The sequence below is a fragment of the Promicromonospora sp. NPDC060271 genome, assembly GCF_042726755.1.
In the GTDB taxonomy this organism is placed as follows: Bacteria; Actinomycetota; Actinomycetes; order Actinomycetales; family Cellulomonadaceae; genus Promicromonospora.
Genome location: NZ_JBHXBG010000028.1, coordinates 13,931 through 40,575, shown reverse-complemented (window position 1 = coordinate 40,575; position 26,645 = coordinate 13,931). Strand labels below are relative to the sequence as shown.

The following is a 26,645-nucleotide window of genomic DNA, read 5'->3' as shown; positions in this document are numbered from 1 at the left end:
CCCATCACCAACACCACCGGCACCACCACCAACACGGCCGACGCCCCGGCCGGTGCCCTGCTGGAGACCGGATGGGCGTTCACCGACGCCCGCGGACACCGCATCCAACTCCCCGAACCCATCAACGCCCCGCCCGAAGCCGCCTGACCGGTACACCCGTAGGCGAAGGAAGCCCTGGCCCGGGCAAGCCGGCAGGCTGGGCATACCCATCCGACCAGCAACCTTTGGCCGCACACCAAGCCGACGGCCCGGCGCGTCCACGGCCCCACGGCATCGCAGCACCACAGCCCACAGCCCACAGCCGACAGCCGACAGCCCAAAGCCCAAAGCCCAAAGCCCAAAGCCCAGAGCCCAGAGCCGTAGGCACGCGCCACGCCACACCACACCAATCACCCAAGCGGTGCGCACCAACCTCGCGGGACCACCGCCATGCCGCACGAACGCACGTGGTTCCCGGCCGCCACAGCCACACCTCTCAGCAGCCCGGCTGCGGGCAGCTACTCCCAGACGGCGATGCTGCGGCGCACGGGGACGGACCCGTCGTCCGCGGCGAAGAGCTCCGGCGAGCGCTGCCGGGTCTTCTCGATGTCGTCGAAGACGGCGCGGAGGTGGCCCCGGAGGCTGTCGCGGGCGCTGGAGAGGTCGCCGGCGACCACCGCGTCGAGAATGGAGTGGTGCTCGTCGACGAAGCGGCCCATGCCGTTCGTCTCCTGCAGGCCGAGGCGGCGTGCGCGGTCCAGGTGACCCTTGGCGGCGACGACCGTCGACCATGCCCTGCCGTGCCCGCTGAGGCGCAGGAGCCCGTGGTGGAACGCCTCGTCGAGCTCGAAGAACTTCTCGAGGTCGTCGCGCGCCTCTTGCTGCTGCTCCAGGTTGGCGCGCAGCTCGGCGACCAGGTCCGGGTCGAGGGTTTCCGGGATGTCGTCGAACGCGGCCAGCTCGACCGCCTCGCGCAGGAACTGCGCGTCTGCCACGCGTTCGGCGTCCACCCGGGACACGAAGGACCCGACCTTGGGGAACACCCTGACCAGGCCTTCCTCGCCGAGGAGGATCAGGCTCTCACGCACGGGCGTCCGGCTGACGCCGAGGGACGCCGCGAGCTCGTTCTCCGACAGGGAGGCGCCGGGCGGCAGCTCGAGGGTGAGCACCTTGCGGCGCAGCGTCTCGTAGACGACTCGTCTGTTGGACCGGTTCGAGGCCTCCCTCATACCCGCGAGTCTAGGCGAGAGGCGGCCAGCTTCCACACCAGGGACAGTTGACACCAACTTGTCGACGCTGCTTACATACAAGAGCTACCACACATCAGTGACGGGCACTCCGGACAGCGACGTCAGTCATGGGAGCAAGTCACGAAGACAAGCCATGAAGGCCAAGTCATGAAGGCAAGGAGCACTCTTCCAATGGCGGAAACGGCTATGACCCCACCAGGTACCCCGTCGGGCACTCCCCCGGGCACTCCGCAAGACAAGGCCGTCACCCGGTCGACCAAGGACCTCACCAAGGCCGCCGTCTCCGGCTGGCTCGGCACGGCCATGGAGTTCATGGACTTCCAGCTGTACTCGCTGGCGGCGGCGATCGTGTTCAACCAGATCTTCTTCCCCGACGTGAGCCCCGCGATCGGCCTGATCGCCGCGATGGCCACCTACGGCGTCGGCTACGTGGCGCGGCTCGCGGGTGCCATCTACTTCGGCCGCATGGGTGACCGGCTCGGCCGCCGCAAGGTCCTGTTCATCACGGTCGCGCTCATGGGTGTGTCCACGACCCTGATCGGCGTCCTGCCCACGTACCAGACGGTCGGCATCCTGGCGCCGATCCTGCTCGTCGCGCTGCGGCTGGTCCAAGGCTTCGGCGCGGGCGCCGAGATCGCCGGCGCCACGGTGCTGCTCGCCGAGTACGCCCCCGTCCGACGGCGCGGCCTCGTCGCCTCGCTGGTCTCGCTCGGCACCAACTCCGGCACCCTGGCGGCGTCGGCCCTGTGGGCACTGCTGCTCGCGGTGCTCAGCGAGGAGCAGCTCCTCAGCTGGGGCTGGCGGCTCCCGTTCCTGCTCAGCTTCGTGCTCATGATCTTCGCCGTCTGGATCCGTACCAACGTCAAGGAGAGCCCGGTCTTCGAGGCCCGCGCCGACGTCGTCGACGGCGTAGCCCTCTCCCGCAGCGAGCTCTCCCGCGACGAGGCATCCCGCGACGATGCCTCCCCCGACAAGGCCTCCCCCGACAAGGCCAACACCACCACCGCCGAGCCGGTGCTCCAGGCCGCGCTGAAGCAGCGCAAGGGCAAGGCGTTCTTCCTGGCGCTGGCCCTGCGGTTCGGCCAGGCCGGCAACTCCGGGCTGGTGCAGACCTTCCTGGTGGGCTACGTCGCCACCACGCTCGCGATGGACCGCGCACTGGCCACCGAGGCCATCATGTGGGGCTCCATCATCGGCTTCGCGACGGTGCCCCTGATCGGCATGCTCGGCGACCGGTTCGGCCGGCGCTCGATGTACACCGCGCTGTCCCTGATCACCATCGTGCTCGCCTTCCCGATGATGCTGCTGATCACCAGCGGCACCACCACGGGCCTGATGCTCGGCATGATCGCCGGCCTGAACCTCGGTGTCCTCGGCCTGTTCGCGCTGGAGAGCGTCACCATGGCCGAGCTGTTCGGCGCGCGGACCCGGTTCACGCAGCTGGCCCTCTCCAAGGAGATCGGCGGCATCCTCGCCACCGCCGTCGGCCCCGTCGTCGCCGCCTCGCTGACCGCGGCCACCGGGAGCTGGTGGCCGATCGCCGCGATGCTCATCGTCTACTCCCTCATCACCCTGGTGGCCGCCCGCCTCGCGCCCGAGACCCGGGGCCGCGACCTGGTCCGGCTGGAGGACGCCGTATGAGGGCCGTGGTCGTGCACGGTGCCGGCGACCTGCGGGTCGAGGAGCGCCCCGACCCCGTCGCCGGGCCCGGCGAGGTGGTCGTCGCCATGGAGTGGGGCGGGGTCTGCGGGTCGGACGTGTCCTACTGGAAGAACGGCGCCTCCGGCACCGCCGTCCTGCGCGACCCGCTCGTCCTCGGCCACGAGGTGGCCGGCCGGGTGGTCACGAGCGGACCCGGCGTCACCGGCTGGGAGCCCGGGACGCCGGTCACCGTGCACCCGGCGCAGGCCGCCGACGGGTCGGTCCTGCCGCAGCGGCTGGCAGGACGGACCAACCTGCACTCGCGCGTGCGGTACTTCGGATCGGCGGCCTTCCACCCCCACACCGACGGCGGGTTCAGCGAGCTGCGGGCGGTCCAGGCCCGGCAGCTGCGGCGGCTGCCCGACGGCGTGAGCACCGAGCGGGGCGCCCTCGCCGAGCCGCTGGCCGTTGCGATGCACGCGGTGAGGCGCGCGGGCCAGATCGGTGCGGGAGTTCGTGGACGCGACGTGCTGGTCAACGGCGCCGGCCCCATCGGCTGCCTCGTCGTCGCCGCCGCGAAGCACGCGGGCGCGGCGTCGGTCACCGCGGCCGACCTCTCCGCGCCGTCGCTGGCCGTGGCCAAGGAGCTGGGCGCCGACCGGGTCCTCGACATCGGCTCGGGCGACCGGCTGCCCGAGGACTGCGAGCTCGTCTTCGAGGCCTCCGGCGCACCGGCGGCCCTGGGCGGGGTGCTGCGAGCCACCGCGCGCGGCGGCACCCTCGTCCAGGTCGGCAACCTGCCCGGTACCGCCGCGCCCGCCGCTCTCGGTGACCTCGTCACGCGCGAGATCACCTGGGTGGGCGCCTACCGGTTCGTCGAGGAGATCGGCGACGCCCTCGCCGCCCTCGGCGAAGGGCTCGACGTGTCCGCGGTGGTCACGCACCGCTTCGGCATCGAGCAGGCGGGCGACGCGCTGGCCGCGGCCGCCGGCCCGGGCAGCAGCAAGGTGCTCATCCGCCTGTCCGGCGGCTGAGCCCGGACGCATCGGCGCACCGCGTCATCGCCCACCGGCCTGACCTGCGCTCGGACCGTCTTTCGCCGGCGTTCACATGGGTGTGGGGACCCGGCCATCTCGGCTGCCTAACGTGGCACGCGTCCCGGCCGCTCAGCGGTCCGCGCCCCAAGGTTGGAGCCCTCAGTGAACGCCGACACGCCCCGCCCGCCGTCGATCTCCGAGCTCGCCGAGCTCCGCCTGTCCCGCAGGACCGCGATGGCGGGCGGCCTGGCCGCCGCTGCCGCCGCGTTCTTCGGAGCCCCTGCGCCGGACGCCGCGGCCGGTGTCGTGGAGAGCACGGGCCACGCAGGTGGGCTCGGCGGCGGACACGGCGGCGGGCGGCCGCTGCTCGGCTTCCCCGCCGTCGCACCGAGCACCGCCGACGCCGTCATGCTGCCGCCCGGCTACCGCTACCAGGTGCTCTATCCGTGGGGCCACCCGATCGTCCCGTCCGGGCCGGCCTTCGCCGAGGACGCGAGCAACACCGCCGCCGACCAGGCCCAGCAGGCCGGCGACCACCACGACGGCATGTGGTTCTTCCCGCTCCGGGACCGCCGCTCCGGCCTGCTCTGCGTGAACCACGAGGCCACCACCGAGAACCTGCTGCACACGGACGGCCGGGCCGCCTGGTCGCCCGAGAAGACCGCGAAGTCGATGGCGGCGCACGGCGTCTCGGTCATCCAGGTCGAGGAGGACCGCGACGGCGGCTGGCAGGTCGCCGAGTCGAGGTTCGCCCGCCGGATCACCATGACCACGCCGATCGAGATCACCGGACCCGCGGCGAAGCACTCCATGATGCGCACGAGCGCGGACCCCGAGGGTGTGCGGGTGCTGGGCACCCTGAACAACTGCGCGAGCGGCCCCACCCCGTGGGACACGTACCTGACCTGCGAAGAGACGATCAACAAGTACTTCTACTACGGCGAGCAGCCGCCGCCGGCCGGGTCGGTCGAGGAGCGCTACGGCATCGGCTCGGAGAGCCCGTACCCCTGGTACACCACCGAGAGCCGGTTCGACATGCGGACCGAGCCGAACGAGTACAACAGGTTCGGCTGGGTGGTGGAGGTCGACCCCTTCGACCCGACGTCGACGCCGAAGAAGCGCACGGCGCTGGGCCGGATGGAGCACGAGAACGCCGTCGTCGTGCGGGGGCGCCGCGGCGAGGCCGTCGTCTACATGGGCGACGACACGCAGTTCGACTACTTCTACAAGTTCGTGGGCGCGGAGCCGATCGCCAAGGCGCGCCGGGCGGGCCGCAGCCCGCTCGACGAGGGCACGCTCTACGTCGCCAGGTTCGACGAGGACGGTACCGGCCGGTGGCTCCCCCTTGTGCACGGCGAGCCGGGCCTGACCACGGAAGACGGCTTCGCGGACCAGGCCGAGGTGCTGATCCACACGCGCCTCGCGGCCGACGCCGTCGGCGCGACGCCGATGGACCGGCCGGAATGGTGCACCGTGCAGCCCGGCACCGGCGCGGTCTACTTCACCTGCACGAACAACACCGCCCGCACCGAGACCGTCGACGCCGCGAACCCGCGCCTGAACAACCGGTTCGGCCACATCATGAAGATCGACGAGAACGGCAACCCGAGCGCGGTCCGGTTCGACTGGGACATCTTCCTGCTCGCCGGGGACCAGGCCAGCGGCGCCACCGTGCCGCCGGACCAGGCGTTCGGCTCCCCCGACGGCCTCTGGTTCGACGCCGTCGGCCGGCTCTGGATCCTGACCGACGGCACCCAGCCGCAGGTCGACGGCGCGAACCAGAACAACCAGATGCTGGTGGCCGACACGCGCCGGGGCGACATCCGCCGCTTCCTGGTCGGTCCCCCGCGCTGCGAGATCACGGGCATCACCGCGACCCCGGACGGCCGGTCCCTGTTCGTCAACATCCAGCACCCCGGCGACACGGGCACCCCCGAGAACCCGCGCGCCAGCTCGAGCTGGCCCGACTACAGCCCCACCGGCCGCCCGCGGTCCGCCACCATCGTCATCACCCGGGAGGACGGCGGGGTGGTCGGCGCGTAGACCACTCGGTGAACCCTGTGACGCCGTGGCATCGTGGCCCGTGGCAAGGTGGGCCGGGACGTCAAGGCACAGGAGGGGCTCGTCATGCGTGGTATCGACCTGCTCGTGGATGCGTTCGGCCGGATCAAGGAGACGGTGCACGGCTCGGTCCGCGGACTGTCGGGCGAGGAGCTCGCGTTTCGCCTCGACGAGGACACCAACTCGATCACCTGGCTCGTCTGGCACCTGACCCGGGTCCAGGACGACCACGTCGCGGACGCGGCGGGCACCAGCCAGGTCTGGTCGGACGACGGGTGGGACCGACGCTTCGGGCTGCCGTTCCCGGCCGAGGAGACCGGGTACGGGCACGACGCCGACGAGGTCTCCGCCGTCCGGGTCCCGTCGGGCGACCTGCTCACGGGTTACCACGACGCGGTGCACGAGCGCACGCTGCGGTACCTGAGCACCCTGTCCGACGACGATCTCGACCGAGTGATCGACGAGTCGTGGGACCCACCGGTCACCCTCGGCGTCCGGCTGGTCAGCGTGATCAACGACGACCTGCAGCACGCCGGCCAGGCGGGCTTCCTCCGGGGGATCGTGCTGCGCCGGCGTGCGCGGTGACCGGCGGGCTCTTCGGACGGCAGGAATCGCCGCTTACCGGCCAATCAGTGCGTTGACGCACATCGTGTGATTCGTCGTGCGTCCTCCTGATCGCGGTGGAATTATCGCGGATCGGGAGGGGGCATCCGAGATGACGGCGGCACGCGCACTGCAGATCGACGACTGGGTGGTGCACCGCCCGAACGTCGTACGCTCCGTCGCCGCACGCGTACCCGGCATCGACGCCGAGGAAGCCACCAGCCGCGCCCTGGAGAAGATGGTCCGCATCGTGTCCACCGGCGGCACCATCGACGACCCCGCACCGTACTGGCGACGCGCCGCCGTCAACGAAGCCATCTCCATGACCCGGGAGGCCGGCCGCGCCCATCCGGTCGAGGACGACACCCTCGACGGCCTGACGCCCCCCGTCGCCGGAGCAGAGCTCGACGCCGAACGCCACGCCGACGTCACCATGCTCCGCACCGCCCTGGCCGACCTCGCCGACGACGACCGCCACCTCCTGCTCGAACGCCACGTCCACGACCGCGCCGTCACCGACATCGCCACCCACCTCGGCGTCCGCCCCCACGCCGTCACCATGCGCCTACGCCGCGCCGAAGAACGCCTCGCCGGCGCCTTCGCCGCCGCCCACGCCCAAGGCGTCAACGAACCCGAGTGCCGCACCACCCGCGCCGCCATGCACGACTACCTCAAGGACCGGTTGCTCCCCCGCCGTCGCAACCGGTTCGAGGCCCACATGGACGGGTGCGCCGAATGCACCAGGGCGTTCGTCGACGTCCGCGAGGTCTCCTGGATGCTCCGCGACCTCGGACAGCACGTCATCGCCGGAGCGATCGCCACCGGAGCCCTCGGCGCTGCGGTCGGCGGAGCGGCGGCCGGCGGAGCAGCGGCCGGGGCTGCCGGCGGAGCGGCGGGGGCGGGCGCGGGTGGAGCAGGTGCAGCGGGGGCGGGGGCACCGCGGCCGTTCGGCAAGAAGGAAGCCGCGATCGCCGCGGGTGTGCTCGCGGCGCTCGCTCTGGGAGGTGGCGCCGCAGCGCTCGTCGCCAACCAGGACGCCGATCCGCCTGCGGCCGAGTCTGCTCCGATTCCGGGTGCTGGTGCTGGTGGTGGCGGTGAGGGCGGTGCTGGCGGTGAGGGCGGTGCTGGTGCTGGTGAGGACGGTGGCGGCGAGGGCGCTGGTGCCGATGGTGGTGGTGCGGGCAGCGAGGGCGCTGGTGCGAGCGGCGACAGTGGTGCTGAGAGCGGCGGTGCCGGCGACGGCGCCGGTGGTGGTTCCAGTGAGGGCGATCGCCCCGGTGAGGGCGATGGTTCCAGTGACGGCGATACCGCCGACGGCAGTGCGGGCGCGAGTTATGGCAGCAGCGATACCGACCCCGGCACTGAGGGTGGCGCGGAGGGCGGCGCCGGTGGCGGCGGCGCCGGCAATGGTGGCGAGAGCGATGCCGCAGGTAACGGTGACGCTGGTGCAGGCGACGGCGCGGGCGCAGGTGACGGCACAGGCGGGTCCGGCGACACGGGCAGCGACGGCAGCGGGTCGGCCAACGGTCCGAACAGCTGGCCCGAAGGCGGAGCCGGGTCGGACTCACCAGGGACCAACCGCTCGGAAGATGGCGGCACTGAGGGTGGCGGCGCCGAGGCTGGCGGGACTGCCGAGGACCCGCTCCCCGATATCGGTGCGGCGGTAACCGGCTGGCTCGCCGGGCTCGGCATCGGCGGGGAGCCGTCCGACGGGCAGAACGGCGGATCGGACAGTTCCGGAAGCGGCTCCGCCAACGGCGGTGACACGGGCAGGAGCGAAGGGGGCGGCTCAGACGTGGGAAGCAGTAACTCGGGCAGCAGTAACGCGGGCGGGAGCGACTCGGGCGGCGATGACGCCGTCGGCCAGTCCGATGCGGGAGGCGATCCGAACAGCCGCGGCCGGGACGGCAACGGCAACGGGACCAATGACGGGACCCATGACGGCACCACGACTGCCGATGGTGCGGAAATCGGCATCGGGGCCGAGGTGACGAACTGGCTCGGCAAGCTCGGCGCCATCGGGATACCCGGCTTTCTGCTGATCGTCCTGATTCTGTGGCTCTGGGAGCGGTGGACCCGCGCCGAAGAGGGCTAGGACGAGGGCTAGGAACTCGGTCCACGGCGGCGACGGACGGCGCGACGACGGCCTCGGCAGCCGTCCTGTCCCCGGCGTCTCTGGGCGAGGTGCGCTGTTTCAGAAGGTGCCGGCTGGGCCGGAATATGTTCGGCTGGGGACCGGTTTTGCGGGCTGTGCTGAATTGTTCAGCCTGGGTGAACTGGGGCGGGCCAGGCTGAACAAAATTCAACTGGCCCGGCACCTGCTCCACGGGTCCACCTCACCGACCGCGCCACGTGCAGGACGGCCCTGTCACGTGCAGGACGCCCGCGTCACGTAGAGGACGGCCCTGTCACGTGCAGGACGGCCCTGTCACGTGCAGAACAGCCCGGTCACGCGCGATCGGCCCAGTCGCGTCCGGGACAGCGACAAGACAGCGACAACACAGCAAGGGGACAACATGCGCATCGATCTGACCGGCAGGACCGCGCTCGTGACCGGATCGACCCAGGGCATCGGCCGCGCGATCGCCGCAACGCTCGCCGATGCAGGCGCCCGGGTGGCGGTTAACGGGCGTCGTGCGGAGGGCGTGGCGGACACGATCGCCGAGCTCCGGACGGAGTCCGCGGACCGCGCGCTGGTCGCCGCGGCCGGCGACGTCACCACTGCGTCCGGCGCCGCGGAGGTGCTCGCCGCCACCGGCGACGTCGACATCCTGGTCAACAACCTGGGAGTCTTCGGCAGCATGCCGCCGCTCGAGATCGACGACGACGAGTGGCGCCGGTACTTCGACGTCAACGTGCTCGCCGCCGTCCGCCTGATCCGCTCCAGCCTGCCGGGCATGACGGCGCGCGGCTGGGGGCGCGTGCTCAACATCGCGAGCGACTCCGCGATAGTCATCCCCGCCGAGATGATCCACTACGGCGTCTCCAAGACGGCGCTGCTGGGCGTCTCCCGGGGCTTCGCGAAGGAGGCCGCGGGCACCGGTGTCACGGTCAACTCCGTCATCGCCGGTCCGACGCACACCGGCGGGGTCGAGAAGTTCGTGTACGAGCTGGTGGACCCCGCCCTGCCCTGGGGCGAGGCACAGCGGGAGTTCATGCGGCTGCACCGCCCGCAGTCGCTGCTCCAGCGGCTGATCGAGCCGGAGGAGATCGCGAACATGGTGGCCTACCTCAGCTCGCCGCTCGCCTCGGCGACGACGGGCGCCGCCGTCCGGGTCGACGGCGGATACGTGGACTCGATCCTCCCCTGACCTTCTCGCCTGCACCCTCGCCCGGGCCGCTGGCTCCCCCTACCCCGCCTTACCCGAAGCCGTCGTTCGAAATATTTCGCTGGCACCATCTCTTCGCTCACCCTCCCCCACAGCAGCGTTCTCTTCGTGGAAAACGTTGCCCATCGGCCTGCGACTGAGCTAGATTCGAAGGCGTGCCAGCGAAATATTTCGAAAGAACTGCGGGCAAGCGTCCCACCCTCGCGGACGTCGCCGGGTCGGCCGCCGTCTCGCTGCCGACGGTGTCCAAGGTGCTCAACGGGCACTCCGACGTCGCCGTGGAGACCCGCGCACGGGTCAAGGCGGCGATCGAGGAACTCGGTTACGTGCGCCGCGGCACGCGCGGACCGCTGGCACAGCGCAGCATCGAGGTGATGGCGGACCAGCTCACCACCCCGTACGCGATGGAGGTGCTGCGCGGCGTGACCGACGCCGCCGAGGCGGCCGACGCCGACGTCGTGATCAGCCGGTTCCACCGCGCGGCGCCCGACGCCGGCTGGCTGGCGCCGGGCGACTGGGCACGCCGCCTGGCGGGCGCCGGCCGTACCGGGGCGATCATCCTCACCGCGGAGCTCAGCCCCGAGCACGTCTCCGGGCTGAGCCAGGAGCACCTGCCCGTCGTGGTCATCGACCCGCTCGACCTGACCAACCCGGACGTCCCGAGCGTCGGGTCGACGAACTTCGCCGGCGGCATGTCGGCGACGGAGCACCTGCTCGGCCTCGGCCACCGGCGGATCGCCGCGCTCGGCGGACGCCCGCAGTCGGTCGCGGCGACCGCGCGTGTCCACGGGTTCCGAGCCGCGCTCGCCTCAGCGAACGTGCCCGTCGACGAGGCGCTCGTGGAGTTCACGGGCTTCGACTACGACTCCGGCTTCGCGGTCGCCGACCGCTGGTTCCGGTCCGGTCTGCGGCCGACCGCGATCGTCGCGGCCAGCGACACCCAGGCCATGGGGGTGCTCGCGGCGGCCCGTCAGCACGAGCTCGACGTGCCGCGCGACCTGAGCGTCGTCGGCTACGACGACACCTATCTCGCGGCGTGGTCCACGCCACCGCTCACCGCCGTCCGGCAGCCGCTGTGGGAGATGGGGCGCGTCGCGCTCGACAGCGTCCTGGCGCTCGCGGCCGGCCGGGAGCCGGTCTCGCGCCACATCGAGCTCGCGACCGCGCTGGTGGTCCGTGGGTCCACCAGCGCGCCCGCCGACAGCGCGCCCGCCGAAAAGTAACCACTTCACCAACGAGGGCACGACCCGGCTCGACGCAGACCGGCGTGCCCAGGACGGAGGTCAGAGTTGACCACGGAACAGACCACCACGCCTGACCGGACGGCGTCCGACGGCACCGGGCCGGGCGGCACCGAGCAGCCGGACAGGATCCTCCTGGCGGCCGACTGGCCGATCGCGGCGAGCACCCTGCCGTTCCCCGCGGTGACGCCGGACGGCCGGTCCGCACAGGACGACCCGACGGTGTGGCACGAGGTGCTCACCGACATCGCCGACGCCGGCTTCGACCACGTCGACCTCACCGACTCCTGGCTGCGGCCGGGCGATCTGGACGGACCCGCGCTGGACCGGCTCGCCGGCACGGCGCGCGACCTCGGCCTCCGCCTGGCGTCGGTCTCGGCGATCCGCCGCAGCGTGATCGACGCGAAGGACGGCGCGGCCAACCTCGCCTACAGCCACCGCACCATCGACGCGGCGGCGGCGCTCGGCATCGGCGTCGTCTCGGTCGGGCTGCACCAGGCGCTGACGGCGCAGCAGAAGGAACGCCTGTGGTTCTGGACCGCGCCCGGGCACCACGACGACCCGGCCGACCGGCCGCTCGCCGTCGCCCGCTTCCAGGAGCTGGGCCGGCACGCCGCCGAGGTGGGCGTGCTGCTGTCCCTGGAGATGTACGAGGACACCTTCCTCGGCACCGCCGACTCCGCCGTCCGGCTGGTCGAGGAGATCGGGCTGCCCGAGGTGGGCCTCAACCCGGACATCGCGAACCTGGTCCGCCTGCACCGGCCGGTCGAGCCGTGGCAGGAGCTGGTCGAGAAGACCCTCCCGTACACCAACTTCTGGCACGTCAAGAACTACTCGCGCGACGAGGACCCGGAACGCGGCGCCTACTTCTCCGTGCCCGCCCCCATGCAGTTCGGCCTGATCGACTACCGAGCCGCATTCCGCACGGCACTGGCCAACGGGTTCCAGGGCGTGATCTGCACGGAGAACTACGGCGGCGACGGGCTCAGCGTGTGCGCGGCCAACCGCGACTACCTGCGCCGGCACGTGCTGCCCAAGCGGCACGGCTACGCGCTCGGCACCAGCCGGGTGCGCCAGCACGACCTGGCCGGAGCGGCCCGATGACGCGGGTGCTCGACACGGCGGAGGCCTTCGTCCAGGACGCCCTGGCCGGGTTCGCCGCCGTGCACGGCGACCTGGTCCGCCAGGTCGACGGCGGCGTGGTGCGCGCAGAGCCGCTGCCGCCCGGCCGGGCTGCGGTCGTGGTGGGCGGCGGGTCCGGGCACTACCCGGCGTTCGCCGGGGTGGTCGGTGCGGGGCTGGCCGCGGGCGCCGTCTGCGGCAACGTCTTCACCTCGCCCTCGGCGGGCCAGGCCTACCGGGTGGCCCGCGCGGCCGACGCCGGTGGCGGCGTGCTGTTCAGCTACGGCAACTACGCGGGCGACGTCCTGCACTTCGGCGCCGCGGAGGAGCGGCTACGCGCCGAGGGGATCGACACCCGCACGGTGCTGTGCACCGACGACATCGCGAGCGCCCCGGCCGACCGGATCGCCGACCGGCGCGGCATCGCCGGTGACTTCGTGGTGTTCAAGGTAGCCGGCGCGGCCGCCGAGCGGGGCGACTCGCTCGACGAGGTGGAGCGCCTCGCGATCGCGGCGAACCATCGGACACGGACGCTGGGGGTGGCGTTCGGCGGGTGCACCTTCCCCGGGGCGGACGGCCCGCTGTTCACGGTCCCCGACGGCATGATGTCGGTAGGGCTGGGCATCCACGGCGAGCCCGGGATCCGGGACGTGCCGATGGGTTCGGCCGCCGAGATCGCCGAGATCCTGGTCTCCGAGCTGCTGGCGGACGTGCCGGAGGACCGTGGCGACCGCGTCGCCGTCCTGGTCAACGGGCTGGGCACGGTCAAGTACGAGGAGCTCTTCGTGCTCTACGGCCAGGTCGCGGCCCGGCTCGGGGACGCGGGCCTGACCGTCGTCGAGCCGGAGTGCGGCGAGCTGGTGACGAGCCTGGACATGGCGGGCGTCTCGGTGACGCTGTTCTGGCTCACCGAGGAGCTCGAGGAGCTCTGGCGGGCTCCCGCGTACACGCCCGCGTACCGCAAGGGGCGGGTCGAGCGGTCCTCCTCCCCCGGCGGGTCCGACGACGCACGGGCCGCCGCGAGCCTGGACCCGGAGCGTCCCGTCTCCGAGCCGGACAGGACCGCCTCGCCCGCGTCGGTCGAGCGGGCCGACCGCGCGCTCGTCCTGCTGGCGGCGATGCAGGCGACGCTCCACGAGCACGAGGACGAGCTGGGCCGCATCGACGCGATAGCGGGCGACGGCGACCACGGTGTCGGCATGCGCCGCGGGATCGACGCGGCGCTCGACGCGGCGACCGCCGCCCGGGACGCCGGCCTGAGCGCCGCCCTGCGGGCAGCCGGCGAGGGCTGGAGCGAGATCGCCGGCGGCACGTCGGGCGCCCTGTGGGGCGCGGCGCTGACGTCCCTCGCGCCCGCGCTCGACCGGGACGACGTGACGGCGGCACACGTGGCGGCCGCCGCACGCACCGCGCTGGAGACCGTGGTACGGCTCGGCCGGGCGCAGGTCGGCGACAAGACCATGGTCGACGCGCTCGTGCCGTACGTCGAGCGGCTGGAGGCCGCTGCCGCCGCCGGTCTGCCGCTGGCCGAGTCGCTCGTGTCCGCGGCGGCGGACGCCACCACGGCGGCTCGGGCGACGTCGGAGCTGCGGCCCGCGCTCGGTCGGGCCCGGCCGCTGGCCGAGCGCAGCCTCGGTCACCCCGACGCCGGCGCCACCTCGCTGGCGCTCGTACTGACCGCCATCAACCAGACCGCCGTCAACCAGACCAGCATCGCCCAGGCCAGCACCACCCAGACCAGCACCACCCAGACCAGCACTGCCCGGACAGAAGGACGAACCCCATGACCGACCGGTTGCGCCTCGTCGTCGGCAGCGACGACGCAGGCTTCGAGTACAAGGACGCGCTGAAGGCGCAGCTCCTGGCCGACCCGCGGGTCGAGTCGGTGACCGACGTCGGGGTGAGCGGCGAGGAGCACACCGACTACCCGCACGTCGCCGTCGACGCCGCCCGCCGGGTCGCGGCGGGCGAGGCCGACCGGGCCCTGCTGTTCTGCGGCACGGGCCTCGGCGTCGCCATCGCGGCCAACAAGGTGCCGGGCATCCGCGCGGTGACCGCGCACGACAGCTACTCGGTGGAACGAGCCGTCCTGAGCAACAACGCCCAGGTGCTGACCATGGGCCAGCGGGTCATCGGGCTGGAGCTCGCCAAGCGGCTCGTCGCCGAGTGGCTCGGCTACCGCTTCGACGAGACGTCGCCGTCGGCCCGGAAGGTGGCGTCCATCGGAACGTACGAGGAGGAGAACGTATGAGCGAGCACATCGCGATCGTCGGGTCGGGGTACATGGGGGGCGGGATCGGGCAGGTGCTCGCCCTCGCGGGCAACGAGGTGCGGCTCGCCGACGTCTCGGCGGAGGTGGCGACAGGCAACCTGGAGCGGATCCTGCGGGAGACCGCGGAGTTCGAGGCAGAGGGGCTGTTCCCCGACGGCGCGACCGAGACCGTCCGGGGCCGGCTGAGCGCCGCGGCCTCCATCGAGGAGGCCGTGGAGGGCGCGCGGTTCGTCGAGGAGGCGGTGCCGGAGATCCTGGAGCTCAAGCACGCGACCCTCGCGCGGATCAGCGCGGCCAACCCGACGGCCATCATCGGCAGCAACACCTCCACGATCTCGATCACGCAGCTCGCCGAGCAGGTCAGCGCCCCCGAGCGGTTCCTGGGAGTGCACTTCAGCAACCCGGCGCCGTTCATCCCCGGCGTCGAGCTGATCCCGCACGCCGGGACCTCCGAGGCAGTGCTGGAACCGGTCGAGGCCCTGCTGGCGCAGGTCGGCAAGCGCAGCGCGCGGCTGACGGACGCCACCGGGTTCGTGCTCAACCGCCTGCAGTACGCCCTGTTCCACGAGGCGACCAAGCTCGTGGACGAGGGCGTCGCCTCGGTGGAGGACATCGACATGATCGCCCGGACCACCTTCGGGTTCCGGCTCCCGTTCTTCGGGCCGTTCGCGATCGCCGACATGGCGGGGCTCGACGTGTACGCGTTCTGCTACCGCTCGCTCCAGACGACGTTCCCCGAGCGGTTCGCGACGCCGCCGATCCTCCAGGAGCGGATCGACGCGGGACACCTCGGCACCAAGTCCGGCGGCGGCTTCCGGAAGATCGATCCCGAGCGGACGGCCGAGCTGGTGGCCTACCGCAACAAGGCCTACGCCCGCATGCAGGAGCTCCTGGACGACCTGGGCCCGTCCCCCCTGGACGACTGATCGTTGAGTGCTGGGTATTTGTCGGCCTGCGACGGTTCTGCCCACAAATACCCAGCACTCAACGGTCTCGGGCGGACTGCTACTCGGCGGGCGCGGCCTTGAGGCGGTGGTCGGCGCGGTCCTCCCAGAACGTCGCGTTCTCGATGCCGAGCCGCCGCGGGTCGAACTGCGGGTCGAGGCCCCGCTTCTTCTGCTCGCGGTAGTCCTTGAGCGCCTTCAGCGCGGGGCCCTGGAGGAACAGGATGCCGACGATGTTCAGCCAGGCCATAGAGCCCACACCGATGTCGCCGAGGCCCCACGCCGCACCGGCCGTGGTCACGGCGCCGTAGGCCACCGAGATCAGCACCAGCGCCTGCAGCACCCGCAGCATCCCCCGTGCCACGAGCCGGTTCTTCATCTTCCGGGTGAGGTAAGTCAGGTTGGTCTCGGCCATGTAGTAGTACGCGACGATCGTGGTGAACACGAAGAACGCGAGCACGACGGCGATGAACGACGGGCCGGCGCCCGGGAACACCGAGTCCAGGCCCTCCTGCACGAAGCCCGGCCCGGGCTCGACGTCGACGCTCAGGCCGCCGTGGCCCTCGTGGATCGCCTCGCTCGGCCAGGTCTCGCCGGCGAAGGTGTTGAACATGCCGGTCGAGATGATGATGAACGCGGTCGCGGAGCAGACGAACAGGGTGTCGACGTACACAGCGAAGGACTGCGCGAAGCCCTGCTTGGCGGGGTGCGAGACCTCGGCGGCGGCAGCGGCGTGCGGACCGGTGCCCTGGCCGGCCTCGTTGGAGTAGATGCCGCGCTGCACGCCCCACCTGACGGCGAGGCCGAGGATCGCTCCGAACACCGGCTGGACGCCGAACGCGCTGCCGAAGATCAGCTCGAACACCCGGGGGATCTCGGTGAAGTTCAGGAAGAACACGACGGCCGCGATGAGGATGTAGAGCAGGGCCATGGTGGGAACCACGATCACGGCGAAGTGCGCGATCCGCTTGACGCCGCCGATGACGATGAACGCCAGCAGGATCACCAGGCCGACGGCGGTGACCCAGGTGGGCACTCCCCACGCGTTGTTCATGGCCGAGGCCATGCCGTTGGCCTGCACGCCGGGCAGGAAGAAGCTCATCGCGAGGATGGTGACCGCCGCGAAGACGATCCCGTACGTCAGGGACAGACGACGGGCCTTGTGCTTGTACGCCTTCTCGAAGTAGTAGGCGGGGCCACCGCGGTACTCACCGGTGTCCGGGTCCTTCTCCTTGTAGATCTGACCGAGGGTGCACTCGATGAACGAGGTGGCGGCGCCGAGGAACGCCGAGGCCCACATCCAGAACACCGCGCCGGGGCCGCCGAAGGCGATGGCCGTGGCGACGCCGCCGATGTTGCCCATCCCCACGCGGCCGGCGAGCGACATCATCAGCGACTGGAAGGAGGAGGTGCCGTTCTCCGACTTCTCGCCCTTCTTGAGCTGGCTGAGCATGTCGGGGATGTGCCGGACCTGGAGGAACCCGGTGCGGAGGGAGAAGTAGAGACCGGCGAGAAGGCAGAGGGCGATCAGCGGGATCGACCAGATCAGCTCGTTCGTGGCGACGATGCGGTCGGCGAAGCTCATAGGCGCTCCAGGGTAGGAGGATTCGGGCATACCAGCGGGTGAAAAAGATGTGCACCCGCGGGCGGCACCCTAGCGGTGACCGAGGTGTCCCCGCACGGCTGCTCGCCCCCACCCGCACGAGGCCGCCGAAAGAAAGGTGAAAGTGGCGGTGAACTTCTCACCGCAAATCGGCGGATCGGGTGATGGAGGTGCGTTGCGCGCCGCGGCTGAGAGGTTCAGCGCTTACGGTCATCTCATCCTGCCCGACCGCCCGTAGCCCACCGCCCCCGAAGGAGCCCCGTGCAGCTGTTCGACCTGGTGCTTCTCGTGGTGCTGTTCATGGCCCTCATGGCGGGTCTGAGCCGTGGCCTCCTGGCTACGCTCGGCGGCCTGATCGGGCTCATCGTCGGCGGCGTCGCCGCCTTCTGGGCGGTCCCCGCTGTCAACGACCTGCTGCCCACGTCCGAGTGGCGCGGACCGGTGTCCGTCGCCGTGGCCGTCCTGCTGCCGCTGTTCTGCGCGTCCGTCGGGGCGGGCATGGGCCGGAGCCTGCGCCAGGGCGTCGACCGCACCTCGCTCCGCCCGCTCGAGCGACTGCTGGGCGGGGTCGCGAACGTGGGCGTCGTCGCCCTCGCGCTCTCGTTCGTCGGCAACGCGGTGAGCGCCACCGGTGCGCCTGGCGTCGCCTCGGCGGTCTCGTCGTCCGCCGTCCTGCGCACGATCGACGAGCTGACGCCGCCCGCCGTCGGCCGCCCGCTCGCCGAGATGCGCGCCATGGTGCTCGACGACGGCCTGCCGCGCCTGAACATCCTGATGGTGCCGCGGGACACGCCGGTGGTGCCGGCCGTCGACCTCGACAACGCCGACCTGGAGGCCTCCGCACAGTCGGTGGCCCGGATCTCGGGCATCGCGTACGCGTGCGGGAAGAGCTCGACCGGGTCGGGCTTCGTCGTGGCGCCCGACCGCCTGGTGACCAACGCGCACGTCGTGGCGGGTGTCGACCTTCCGGTCGTCGAGCTGCCCGGCGGCGAGGTCCGGGAGGGCCGGGTCGTGTACTACGACCCCGTCGACGACCTCGCGGTGATCGCCGTCAGCGGGCTGGCCGCCGACCCGCTCGACATCGCGCCGACCCTCTCGGTGGGTGACCGCGCCGTCGTCCAGGGGTATCCCTACGGCGGCCCGTTCACCTCGGGCAGCGCCGGGGTGCTCAGCGTCAGCACGACCCGCGTGCCGGACTCGTACGGACGCGGCGCGAACGACCGCGAGGTCTACTCCCTGGCCGCCGAGGTACGCCCCGGCAACTCGGGCGGCCCGCTCCTGACCACCGGGGGCGACGTGGCCGGTGTCGTCTTCGCACGCGACGTCTCCGAGGAGAACATCGGCTACGCAATGACGAGCGCCGAGCTGCTCCCGGTCGCCGAGCAGGCCACCGCGCTGGACACGCCGGTGTCGACGGGGCAGTGCGCGAGCTGAGGGTCTGACCGCCCGACCGCCCGACCGGCAGGGTTCAGGCAGTAGCCCGGTAGACGAACCCGGCGAGCGGCGCGTGCACCTGCCAGCCCAGCGCCTCGTACAGGGCTCGGCCCTCGGCGCTCGCCCCGAGCACGCCCGTCGAGGCGCCCCTCGCGACGGCGTCGTTCGCCAGCGTGCGCATCACCAGGCTGCCCAGGCCGCGGCGCTGGTGAGCGGGATCGGTCTCCACCTGGTCGACGACGGCGCTCTCGCCGGTCACCGCGATCTGTCCGCGGGCTGCGACCGCGCCGTCGGCGGCGAGCACGCGGACGAAGGTCACGCCTGCCGTGGTCTCGGTGGTCAGCGCGTACCCGTCGGGGGCACGCACCTGCGACGGGCGCAGCTCCATGGCCGGGAGACCGGTGGCCATGAGGAAGGTCGGCGGCCCGGACGTCCAGCCGGGCGGGAGCCAGGACGCGACGAGCTCCGGCGCGACGAACGCCTTGAGCCAGGTGTTCGGCACCGTGACCGATCCGGCGATCTTGCGGACGGCGGCCTCCACCGCGGCCTCGTCGGCGTCGAGCAGCACGTACCGTGCCACGTGGTGCGGCAGCCCGACGTCGATGCGTAAACCCTCCGCCTGCTCGACGGGCGGTTCGGTCCCCCGCGAGACCGCCCAGCCGAGCACCCATTGGCGTGCGAGCCGCGTCACCATCGTTCCCCCCCTTGCGCCCAGCGTGCGTCCGGTGCCGACCTGTCCGGCGGCAGACTGATGCTACCGAGCGGCCGAGCGGTCGCCGTCCAGCATCTCCTCGAGCCGCCCGGCATCGACGTTCGCACCGAACGCCGGCGTGCCGGGCTCCATGCGGACCCCTTCGGCGAGCTTTCCGACGACCACCGGGTCGAAGCCGAGCGCGTCCACGATCGCGGCCACCGCCGCGACGTCGGCCTGGTCGTCGCCGGCGATCCCTATCGCCTTGCGGCCGGGTGCGCCGGCCGGCCGGGCTCCGTCCTCCAGGTCGTGATAGCCCATGTGGTTGAACGCCTTGACGACGCGCGCGCCCGGGAGCGCGGCCTGGACGAGCTCGCTCGTGGACTCCCCCGCCGCCAGGATCCCGTCGCGGGGCCCGTCGATCTCCCACCAGTGGTTCATCGAGTCGACGACGAGCTTGCCCTCCAGCGCGCCGGCCGGGATCGACCGGTACCTGCCGAGCGGGAGGGCGAGGACGACGGCGTCCGCCTCGCGGGCCGCCGTCTCCCCGTCGACCGCGCGGGCCCCCGGGGCGAGGACCTCCACGGTGAGCGCGATCCGGGCCGGGTCGCCGGAGCCCGCCACGAGCACGCGGTACCCGGCCGCGACCGCGAGACGGGCGAGCACCGTGCCGACCTTGCCGGCACCGAGGATGCCGAGCGTGCGCACGGGAGCGGCCGCCATCACGCCACCTCCACCTTTGCCGGCTGCTCGGCGAGCAGCTCGCGGACCATCGGGACGACCTGCGTGCCGTAGAGCTCGACGGCGCGCAGCCGGTCGCTCGCGCGGACCGTGCCCGCCGAGGAGTAGATGAGGTCGAACCGGCCGACGTCGAGGGCGCCGATGGCGCGGGCCATCTTGCGGGCGACGGTCTCGGGCGAGCCCACGTAGAGCGAGCCCTCGGCGACGTCCGCCTCGAACTCCTCGCGGCGCAGGGGCGGCCAGCCACGCAGGGCGCCGATGCGGTCGCGGATCACCTTGTACCCCGGGTAGAACAGCTCCATCGCCTTCTCGTCCGTCTCGGCGACGAAGCCCGGCGAGTGCATGCCCACCGGGTAGGCGGTGGTGCCGAGCTCCCTGGTCGCCCGGCGGTAGAGGTCGACGTACGGCACGAACCGTTCGGGCGCCCCACCGATGATCGCGAGCATCAGCCGCAGGCCGTACCGGGCGGTGCGGATCACCGACTGCGGCGAGCCGCCCACGCCGACCCAGGTGGTCAGGCGGCCCGAGTCCGTCTTGGGGAAGACGTCGGCGTTCTCCAGCGCCGGCCGCAGCGTGCCCTCCCAGGTGACCGGCTTCTCGTCGAGGAGCTTCACGAACAGGTCGATCTTCTCCTCGAAGAGCTGGTCGTAGTCGCGCAGGTCGTAGCCGAACAGCGGGAACGACTCCGTGAACGAGCCGCGCCCGAGGATGACCTCGGCCCGGCCGTTCGACAGCGCGTCGACGGTCGCGAACCGCTGGAACACCCGCACCGGGTCGTCCGAGCTCAGGACGGTCACGCCGGAGGCGAGCTTGATCTTCGAGGTGCCGGTCGCGATGCCGGCCAGCACCGTCTCCGGCGTGGAGATCGCGAACTCGGGCCGGTGGTGCTCGCCGACGGCGATCACGTCGATCCCGATCTGGTCCGCGAGCACCGCCTCCTCGACGGTGCTGCGGATGGCCGCGCCGTGGGACATGACCTCACCGCGGTCGTCCCGCGGCAGGTCGCCGAAAGTGTCGATGCCGAACTCGATGTCGCCCATCTCGATGTCGCCCATAAGGACTCCTCCACGACTGCCCTGCACATTTGATTGACGTGTCAATCATGCGCCCGATATGGTTGACACGTCAATCACTGGAGGTCACCGTGACGCAGGACACGCCACCCCGCCCGAGCCGGGCAGGCACCCGGCAGTCGCCGACGGCGGACGAGCTTCGCATCTGGCGCGGGTTCATCGAGACCGCGCAGGCGCTGAACACGCGGCTGAGCAGCCGCCTGCACGAGGAGTCGGCGCTCTCGCCCGGCGACTACGCGGTGCTGCTCGCCCTGAGCGAGGCGGACGGACGCCGGCTGCGCTCCTCCGAGCTCGCGGACGCCGTCGGCTGGGAGCGCAGCCGGCTGTCCCATCACATCCGGCGCATGGAGGGGCGGGGCCTCATCCGCCGTGACGACTGCGCCGTCGACTACCGCGGCGCCGAGGTGGTGCTCACGGACCAGGGTGCACATGCCTTCCGGAGCGCGTCGGTCCCGCACCTGCGCGCCGTCCGCGAGCTGTTCGTGGACGCCCTGACGCCAGAGCAGCTGACCCAGGTCGAGGAGCTGACGGCAGCCCTCCGAACCGCCCTCCGTTGAGTGCTGGGTATTTGTCGAGCTTCGGCTCGTGGAACGACAAATACCCAGCACTCAACGACGCCGGGGGTCAGGACGCCGCCAGGTTCACCGCCAGCTCCTCCAGGAGGTCGTAGCCCTCCTGCATGCCGCCCTCCATGCCGGAGTCGATGATCAGGTCGCGCAGCTCCTTGCTCGACGTGACCGTGCGGACCGTGAGCGTTGTGCGCCCGTCGCGCTCGGTGAGCGTGTAGTGGTTCAGGGTGGGCTCCGAGTCGCCGTCGGGCGCCCCCTCGTAGACCTCGGTCTGCACCATGCTCGCCGGCGCGTCGATCTCGCGGAACTCGCCGTGAAAGCCCACCTCGAACCCGCCGTCGGCCGTCATGACGTATCGCCACGTGCCGCCGACGCGGAGGTCGACGGATGCGCTCGTCACGGTCCCGCGCTGCCCCGCCCACCAGCGCTTGATCAGGTCGGGCTCGGTGAGCACCTGCCACACGAGGTGGCGCGGTGCGTTGAACTCCCGGGTGACCAGGATCTCGGTGTCACTGGGTAGCGTCAGGACGGCGGTGCCCTTGGTCGTGGTGGCCATATCAGTCTCCTCTTCCGGTTTCTGTCTCGGTCTGCGTCTCGGTCTCTGTCTCTGTGCCGGTGCCGGCATCGGTGTCGGTGTCGGTGTCGGTGAGCTCGGCGAGCACGTCGTCGACCAGGTCGAACCGCTCGTTCCAGAGCCGTTCGTAGCGGGCCACCCAGTCGTGCACCGCGCGCAGCGGCGCGCCGTTCACGCGGTACAGACGACGGCGCCCGTCGTCGCGCACGTCCAGGAGCCCCACCTCCCTCAGGACCCGCAGGTGCTTGGACACCTGCGGCTGGGTGAGCCCGAGCAGCTCAGTCAGGTCGCCCACCGCGAGCTCGCCGCCGGCCAGGGCGTCGAGGATCTCGCGACGGCGCGGCTCGGCCACCGCGTTGAACGCGTCGGTAGTGGTAGCTGCTCGTGCCATGGCTCAAACATATACCCATATGGGCATGTGTCAAGAGGCGGAGTGTCCCCGACCCCGGGTAGCGTGAGCGGCATGACGACGACCTCGGAGAATTCGCAGTACCTGCGCCTGCTGGGCGAGCAGGTGGGCCACGAGCTGGCCGCGCACCTGCAGTACGTGGCGATCGCTGTCTGGTTCGACAGCCACGACCTGCCGCAGCTGGCCGCGCACTTCTACCGGCAGGCGCTCGAGGAGCGCAACCACGGGATGATGATCGTGCAGTACCACCTGGACCGCGGCCTGCCCGTGCAGATCCCCGGGACCCCCGCTGTGCGCAACGACTTCACGGACGTGATCGAGCCGCTCCAGCTCGCGCTGGACCAGGAGCAGCAGGTCACGCGGCAGATCGAGGCGATCTTCCGCGCGGCACGCGAGGAGGGCGACGCCCTGGGCGAGCAGTTCCTCATGTGGTTCCTCGAGGAGCAGGTCGAGGAGGTCGCGGCGGCGACCACTCTCGTCACCGTCGCCAAGCGGGCCGGCGACAACCTGTTCGACCTCGAGAACTACGTGGCGCGCGAGACGATCGGCGACGCGGGCGAGTCCACCACTGCCCCGAGGGCAGCAGGCGGAGCCCTCTGACCCACCTCACCCGTTGAGTGCTGGGTATTTGCCCCTTTCCCGGCTCGGGAAGGGCAAATACCCAGCACTCAACGATCAGGTGGGCGGGGTCGAGCGGGCGTAGCGGGTCGCCAGACGGCGGAGGTGGGCGACGAGCTCCGGCGGGCCCGTCACCTCGAAGTCCGCGTCGAGCAGCCCCAGGTGCGCGCCGAGGGTCTCCACGGTGTCGGCGCCGGTGTCCAGCACGCACGTGTGCTCGTCGACGCGTTCGACGACGCCGACCGCCGGGCTGATCCGTTCGCCCACCACCTCGGCGGGAGCGTGCACGGTCACCCGCGCCCGGTAGCGCCACGCGGCGGCGGAGACCCGGCTCGACACGTACGCCGCGACGTCGTCCGGCAGCTCGCGCGGAGCGAACCGCGGGCCGGCAGGGATGCGCGGCCGCATCCGGTCGACGCGGAAGGTGCGCCAGTCGTCCCGGTCCAGGTCCCACGCGAAGAGGTACCAGCGGCGGCCCCAGCTCACCAGCCGGTAGGGCTCCACCGCGCGCACGGTGGCCGCGCCGGAGTGGTCCGCGTAGTCGAACCGGAGCCGCTCACGGTCCCGGCAGACGGCGGCGAGCGCCGTCAGGATCTCCGTGTCGACGGACGGTCCCGCGTCATCGCGGGGCACCGGCACCGTATAGGTCTGCAGCGCGCTGACCCGGCGACGCAGCCGGGACGGCAGCACCTGCTCCAGCTTGGCCAGCGCCCGGAGCGACGCCTCCTCGATCCCCGCGATGGCGCCGCCCGTCGCCGTCCGGAGCCCGACGGTGACCGCTACCGCCTCGTCGTCGTCGAGCAGCAGCGGCGGCAGGTCCGCGCCGGCCCCGAGGCGATAGCCGCCGACGTTCCCGCGGGTGGCCGCCACCGGGTACCCGAGGTCCCGCAGGCGCTGGACGTCGGTGCGTACGGTCCGCCCGCTCACCCCGAGCCGCTGGGCCAGCTCGGTACCGGTCCAGTCGCGCGGGAGCTGGAGGAGCGAGAGCAGGCGCAGGAGCCGCGCGGAGGTTTCCAACATGACCCAAGATTCGCACGCTATGAGGAAGCGAGTCTTCCTAATGGGCTGTCAGAGTGAAGACATGGACATCAACGAGCAGGTCAACGAGCAGAGCATCAACGAGAACAGCATCGACGAGTTCCGTATCGACATCCCCCAGGCCGACCTCGACGACCTCGACCAGCGCCTGGCCCGCGTGCGCTGGACCAACGAGCTGCCCGACGTCGGCGGCGACTACGGCGTCCCGCTCGAGTACCTGCAGGGCCTCGTCCGGCGCTGGCGCGAGGAGTACGACTGGCGCGCCTGGGAGGCGCGGCTGAACGAGTATCCGCAGTTCACCACGACCATCGACGGACAGAACGTGCACTTCATGCACGTCCGCTCCCCCGAGCCGGACGCGACTCCCCTGCTGCTCACGCACGGCTGGCCGACGACGGTGGTCGAGTACCTGGACGTGATCGACCGCCTGAGCGACCCGCGGGCCCACGGCGGTGACCCGGCCGACGCGTTCCACCTGGTGATCCCGTCGGTGCCGGGCTTCGGCTTCTCGGGCCACACCACCGACAAGGGCTGGAACCGGTACCGGATCGCGAAGGCGTGGGCCGAGCTGATGCACCGCCTCGGGTACGAGAAGTACGGCGCGCACGGCAACGACGGCGGCTCCCTCATCTCGCCGGAGGTCGGGCGCTTCGACCCCGAGCACGTGCTGGGGGTGCACGTGACCCAGATCTTCTCGTTCCCGTCCGGCGATCCCGCCGAGCTGGAGGGCCTGTCGCCGGAGGACCAGAAGAACGTCGAGTTCCTGGCCTGGTGGCTGGAGAACGGCGGCGCGTACGACAAGCTGCAGTCGACCGCCCCGCAGACGCTCTCGCACGCGCTCGCGGACTCCCCGGTGGGACAGCTCGGCTGGAACGCGCAGCTCCTCGGCCCGAACCTCGACCCCGACTACGTGCTCACGAACACGATGATCTACTGGCTCACCAACACGGCGGCGTCGTCGGCACGGCTCTACTACGAGGACTTCCACGCCACGGACAAGCCGACCGAGCCGACCACCGTGCCGATCGGGCTGGCCAACTTCGCCTGGGACTTCCACTCGATCCGCGCATTCGCCGAGCGGGACCACAAGAACATAGTCTCGTGGAACGTGTACGAGACGGGCTCGCACTTCGCGGCGCACGACGCGCCTGACCTGCTGATCGACGACATCCGCGGGTTCTTCCGCCGGCTGCGCTGAGCAGGAGCGACGCGGAGGGCGTCGCAGAGGGTGTCGCGCAGCTCGCCCGAGTTGCGCGGCACCCTACTCGTGGAACCGTTGCCCGCGGGTCGGAAACCAGGGATCGAAGGGGACGGGTTCGCATGACGGCCACGGGCGCTCCTCGGGTCGACCGGCCGCGCCCAGGGTCGGGCACCGAGCCGGGCACCGCACCGGTCGACAGGCCGGTCACCCGGCCGGCCGCCGCCCAGCCGACCGCCGTCGCCCAGCTCCGCTCCGCGCTCGCCGGCCTGACCGACCCCGCCGACCGGGTCGGGGCTCCCGTACGGTCCGCCCGCAGCAGGGACGCATACAACCAGGACGCACGCCGGCCCGAGTGCCGCGCCGCTCGCGCCGCACTGCACGACTACCTCCACGGACGACTGGCCCCCGGCAGACGTCACCGTGTCGAGCTCCATCTGGACGGCTGCGCCGGGTGCACACGCGCGTTCATCGACGTCCGCGAGGTCTCCTGGACGCTCCGCGGCCTCGGACGACGGCTGGTTGCCGACGGCCACCGAGGCGGACGGCACCGCGCGCCCCGGGCCGGCGCCGACGCACAGGACTGAGCCGGCCGGCACGGTCTACACGATTCGACTGGAACGCCGGCGGACCCGCTGAGCGAACGTGACGGTCGGCCTGTCACATCCGGCGGGCTCGAGGCGTCAGGTCATCGTGACGAACTCACCGGACCGAAGGGACCACGGACGATGACCACGGGAAGCGAAGCCACCGGGATCGCGGGCGACGACGTAAGCGGCAGGACGATCAACGCAGCGGGCGAGGCGCAGGTCCGGCAGCGGGTGGACGCGCTGGTCGAGCGGATCGAGGCCAAGGATCTCGACGGGCTGGGCCGGCTCTACGCGAGCGACGTCGTGTCCTTCGACGTCGAGCCGCCGCTGCAGCACCTCGGCCGCGAGGCGAAGCTGCGGAGCTGGACGAGTGTCTTCACCTTCTTCCGCGACGTGTGCTACGAGCTGCGTGACCTGGCGTTCACCGTCGACGATAACGTCGCCTTCGCGCACGGCTTCGGCAGGCTGAGCGGCACCCTGGCGACCGGTGCGGAGACCGGCGGCATGTGGGTCCGGGCCACGCTCTGCTTCCGCAGGGTCGACGGCGAGTGGCTGATCACGCACGACCAGGTGTCCGTACCGTTCGACGTCCGCAGCGGCAGAGGCGTGGCGGACCTGGCGCCCTGAC

At 71.7% G+C, this 26,645-nt stretch carries 25 protein-coding genes; 17 read left to right on the top strand and 8 right to left on the bottom strand.

Annotation, left to right across the window (positions count from 1 at the left end; all coding sequences use genetic code 11):
* Window positions 1-497: 497 nt before the first annotated feature.
* Window positions 498-1,208, bottom strand: coding sequence for a GntR family transcriptional regulator (locus ACFWE2_RS07015; protein ID WP_377223492.1), 711 nt, complete (start codon window positions 1,206-1,208; stop codon window positions 498-500).
* 207 nt (window positions 1,209-1,415) lie between these two features.
* Here ACFWE2_RS07015 and ACFWE2_RS07010 point away from each other — a divergent pair, with 207 nt between their 5' ends.
* The 11 genes from ACFWE2_RS07010 to ACFWE2_RS06960 all read left to right on the top strand — a co-directional run bounded on the left by ACFWE2_RS07010 (window position 1,416) and on the right by ACFWE2_RS06960 (window position 15,461).
* Window positions 1,416-2,870: an MFS transporter gene (locus ACFWE2_RS07010; protein ID WP_377223491.1), complete on the top strand. Its 1,455-nt coding sequence runs from the start codon at window positions 1,416-1,418 to the stop codon at window positions 2,868-2,870.
* Window positions 2,867-3,904, top strand: a complete 1,038-nt coding sequence (locus ACFWE2_RS07005; RefSeq protein ID WP_377223490.1) for an L-idonate 5-dehydrogenase — start codon at window positions 2,867-2,869, stop codon at window positions 3,902-3,904. The genes ACFWE2_RS07010 and ACFWE2_RS07005 overlap by 4 nt, the downstream gene beginning before the upstream one ends.
* 165 nt (window positions 3,905-4,069) lie before the next feature.
* Window positions 4,070-5,950, top strand: coding sequence for a PhoX family protein (locus ACFWE2_RS07000; RefSeq protein WP_377223489.1), 1,881 nt, complete (start codon window positions 4,070-4,072; stop codon window positions 5,948-5,950).
* An 84-nt stretch (window positions 5,951-6,034) separates the two neighbouring features.
* Window positions 6,035-6,553 carry a DUF664 domain-containing protein gene (locus tag ACFWE2_RS06995; RefSeq protein ID WP_377223495.1) on the top strand — a complete coding sequence of 173 codons (519 nt, stop codon included), beginning with the start codon at window positions 6,035-6,037 and terminating at the stop codon, window positions 6,551-6,553.
* Window positions 6,554-6,683: 130 nt separating this feature from the next.
* Window positions 6,684-8,666 carry a zf-HC2 domain-containing protein gene (locus ACFWE2_RS06990; RefSeq protein ID WP_377223488.1) on the top strand — a complete coding sequence of 661 codons (1,983 nt, stop codon included), beginning with the start codon at window positions 6,684-6,686 and terminating at the stop codon, window positions 8,664-8,666.
* A 421-nt stretch (window positions 8,667-9,087) separates the two neighbouring features.
* Window positions 9,088-9,882: an SDR family NAD(P)-dependent oxidoreductase gene (locus tag ACFWE2_RS06985; RefSeq protein WP_377223487.1), complete on the top strand. Its 795-nt coding sequence runs from the start codon at window positions 9,088-9,090 to the stop codon at window positions 9,880-9,882.
* A 173-nt stretch (window positions 9,883-10,055) separates the two neighbouring features.
* Complete coding sequence (locus tag ACFWE2_RS06980; protein WP_377223486.1) at window positions 10,056-11,123, top strand: LacI family DNA-binding transcriptional regulator; 1,068 nt, start codon at window positions 10,056-10,058, stop codon at window positions 11,121-11,123.
* Between the two features lie 147 nt (window positions 11,124-11,270).
* The gene (locus ACFWE2_RS06975; RefSeq protein ID WP_377223494.1) at window positions 11,271-12,245 is read left to right on the top strand and encodes a sugar phosphate isomerase/epimerase family protein; all 975 of its coding nucleotides are present in this window, start codon (window positions 11,271-11,273) and stop codon (window positions 12,243-12,245) included.
* Complete coding sequence (locus ACFWE2_RS06970) at window positions 12,242-14,050, top strand: dihydroxyacetone kinase family protein (RefSeq protein ID WP_377223485.1); 1,809 nt, start codon at window positions 12,242-12,244, stop codon at window positions 14,048-14,050. The genes ACFWE2_RS06975 and ACFWE2_RS06970 overlap by 4 nt, the downstream gene beginning before the upstream one ends.
* Window positions 14,047-14,514 carry a ribose-5-phosphate isomerase gene (locus ACFWE2_RS06965; RefSeq protein WP_377223484.1) on the top strand — a complete coding sequence of 156 codons (468 nt, stop codon included), beginning with the start codon at window positions 14,047-14,049 and terminating at the stop codon, window positions 14,512-14,514. The genes ACFWE2_RS06970 and ACFWE2_RS06965 overlap by 4 nt, the downstream gene beginning before the upstream one ends.
* Window positions 14,511-15,461, top strand: coding sequence for a 3-hydroxyacyl-CoA dehydrogenase family protein (locus ACFWE2_RS06960; protein ID WP_377223483.1), 951 nt, complete (start codon window positions 14,511-14,513; stop codon window positions 15,459-15,461). Before ACFWE2_RS06965 ends, ACFWE2_RS06960 begins: the two co-directional genes overlap by 4 nt.
* A 79-nt stretch (window positions 15,462-15,540) precedes the next feature.
* Here ACFWE2_RS06960 and ACFWE2_RS06955 read toward each other — a convergent pair whose 3' ends face one another.
* Window positions 15,541-17,064: an alanine/glycine:cation symporter family protein gene (locus tag ACFWE2_RS06955; protein ID WP_377223482.1), complete on the bottom strand. Its 1,524-nt coding sequence runs from the start codon at window positions 17,062-17,064 to the stop codon at window positions 15,541-15,543.
* A gap of 279 nt (window positions 17,065-17,343) precedes the next feature.
* Between ACFWE2_RS06955 and ACFWE2_RS06950 the strand changes: the two genes are divergently transcribed.
* Window positions 17,344-18,516, top strand: coding sequence for a MarP family serine protease (locus tag ACFWE2_RS06950; RefSeq protein WP_377223481.1), 1,173 nt, complete (start codon window positions 17,344-17,346; stop codon window positions 18,514-18,516).
* Between the two features lie 34 nt (window positions 18,517-18,550).
* Here ACFWE2_RS06950 and ACFWE2_RS06945 read toward each other — a convergent pair whose 3' ends face one another.
* The 3 genes from ACFWE2_RS06945 to ACFWE2_RS06935 are packed head-to-tail and all read right to left on the bottom strand — an operon-like array spanning window position 18,551 to window position 20,988.
* Window positions 18,551-19,210, bottom strand: a complete 660-nt coding sequence (locus ACFWE2_RS06945) for a GNAT family N-acetyltransferase (RefSeq protein ID WP_377223480.1) — start codon at window positions 19,208-19,210, stop codon at window positions 18,551-18,553.
* Between the two features lie 60 nt (window positions 19,211-19,270).
* Window positions 19,271-19,930, bottom strand: a complete 660-nt coding sequence (locus ACFWE2_RS06940) for an NADPH-dependent F420 reductase (RefSeq protein WP_377223479.1) — start codon at window positions 19,928-19,930, stop codon at window positions 19,271-19,273.
* Complete coding sequence (locus ACFWE2_RS06935; RefSeq protein WP_377223493.1) at window positions 19,930-20,988, bottom strand: LLM class flavin-dependent oxidoreductase; 1,059 nt, start codon at window positions 20,986-20,988, stop codon at window positions 19,930-19,932. The genes ACFWE2_RS06940 and ACFWE2_RS06935 overlap by 1 nt, the downstream gene beginning before the upstream one ends.
* A gap of 104 nt (window positions 20,989-21,092) precedes the next feature.
* On the opposite strand from ACFWE2_RS06935, the gene ACFWE2_RS06930 reads away from it, so the two are divergent.
* Window positions 21,093-21,578 (top strand): MarR family winged helix-turn-helix transcriptional regulator, encoded by a 486-nt coding sequence (locus ACFWE2_RS06930; RefSeq protein WP_377223478.1) that lies wholly within the window; start codon window positions 21,093-21,095, stop codon window positions 21,576-21,578.
* A 67-nt stretch (window positions 21,579-21,645) separates the two neighbouring features.
* On the opposite strand, the gene ACFWE2_RS06925 is transcribed toward ACFWE2_RS06930, so the two are convergent.
* A complete protein-coding gene (locus ACFWE2_RS06925) occupies window positions 21,646-22,146 on the bottom strand; it encodes an SRPBCC family protein (RefSeq protein ID WP_377223477.1) in 501 nt (166 codons plus the stop codon).
* Window position 22,147: 1 nt separating this feature from the next.
* Window positions 22,148-22,555 carry an ArsR/SmtB family transcription factor gene (locus ACFWE2_RS06920; RefSeq protein WP_377223476.1) on the bottom strand — a complete coding sequence of 136 codons (408 nt, stop codon included), beginning with the start codon at window positions 22,553-22,555 and terminating at the stop codon, window positions 22,148-22,150.
* A 72-nt stretch (window positions 22,556-22,627) separates the two neighbouring features.
* Here ACFWE2_RS06920 and ACFWE2_RS06915 point away from each other — a divergent pair, with 72 nt between their 5' ends.
* Entirely contained in the window at window positions 22,628-23,173 is a 546-nt protein-coding gene (locus ACFWE2_RS06915) for a ferritin (RefSeq protein WP_377223475.1), read from the top strand.
* Between the two features lie 75 nt (window positions 23,174-23,248).
* Here the strand turns inward: ACFWE2_RS06915 and ACFWE2_RS06910 are convergent, their stop codons facing one another.
* A complete protein-coding gene (locus tag ACFWE2_RS06910; protein ID WP_377223474.1) occupies window positions 23,249-24,211 on the bottom strand; it encodes a helix-turn-helix transcriptional regulator in 963 nt (320 codons plus the stop codon).
* A 61-nt stretch (window positions 24,212-24,272) separates the two neighbouring features.
* Between ACFWE2_RS06910 and ACFWE2_RS06905 the strand changes: the two genes are divergently transcribed.
* The 3 genes from ACFWE2_RS06905 (at window position 24,273) to ACFWE2_RS06895 (ending at window position 26,644) form a co-directional block, all read left to right on the top strand.
* Window positions 24,273-25,427: an epoxide hydrolase family protein gene (locus ACFWE2_RS06905; protein WP_377223473.1), complete on the top strand. Its 1,155-nt coding sequence runs from the start codon at window positions 24,273-24,275 to the stop codon at window positions 25,425-25,427.
* Between the two features lie 122 nt (window positions 25,428-25,549).
* A complete protein-coding gene (locus ACFWE2_RS06900) occupies window positions 25,550-26,014 on the top strand; it encodes a zf-HC2 domain-containing protein (protein ID WP_377223472.1) in 465 nt (154 codons plus the stop codon).
* Window positions 26,015-26,155: 141 nt separating this feature from the next.
* Window positions 26,156-26,644: a YybH family protein gene (locus tag ACFWE2_RS06895; protein ID WP_377223471.1), complete on the top strand. Its 489-nt coding sequence runs from the start codon at window positions 26,156-26,158 to the stop codon at window positions 26,642-26,644.
* The last annotated feature ends 1 nt before the right edge of the window (window position 26,645 follow it).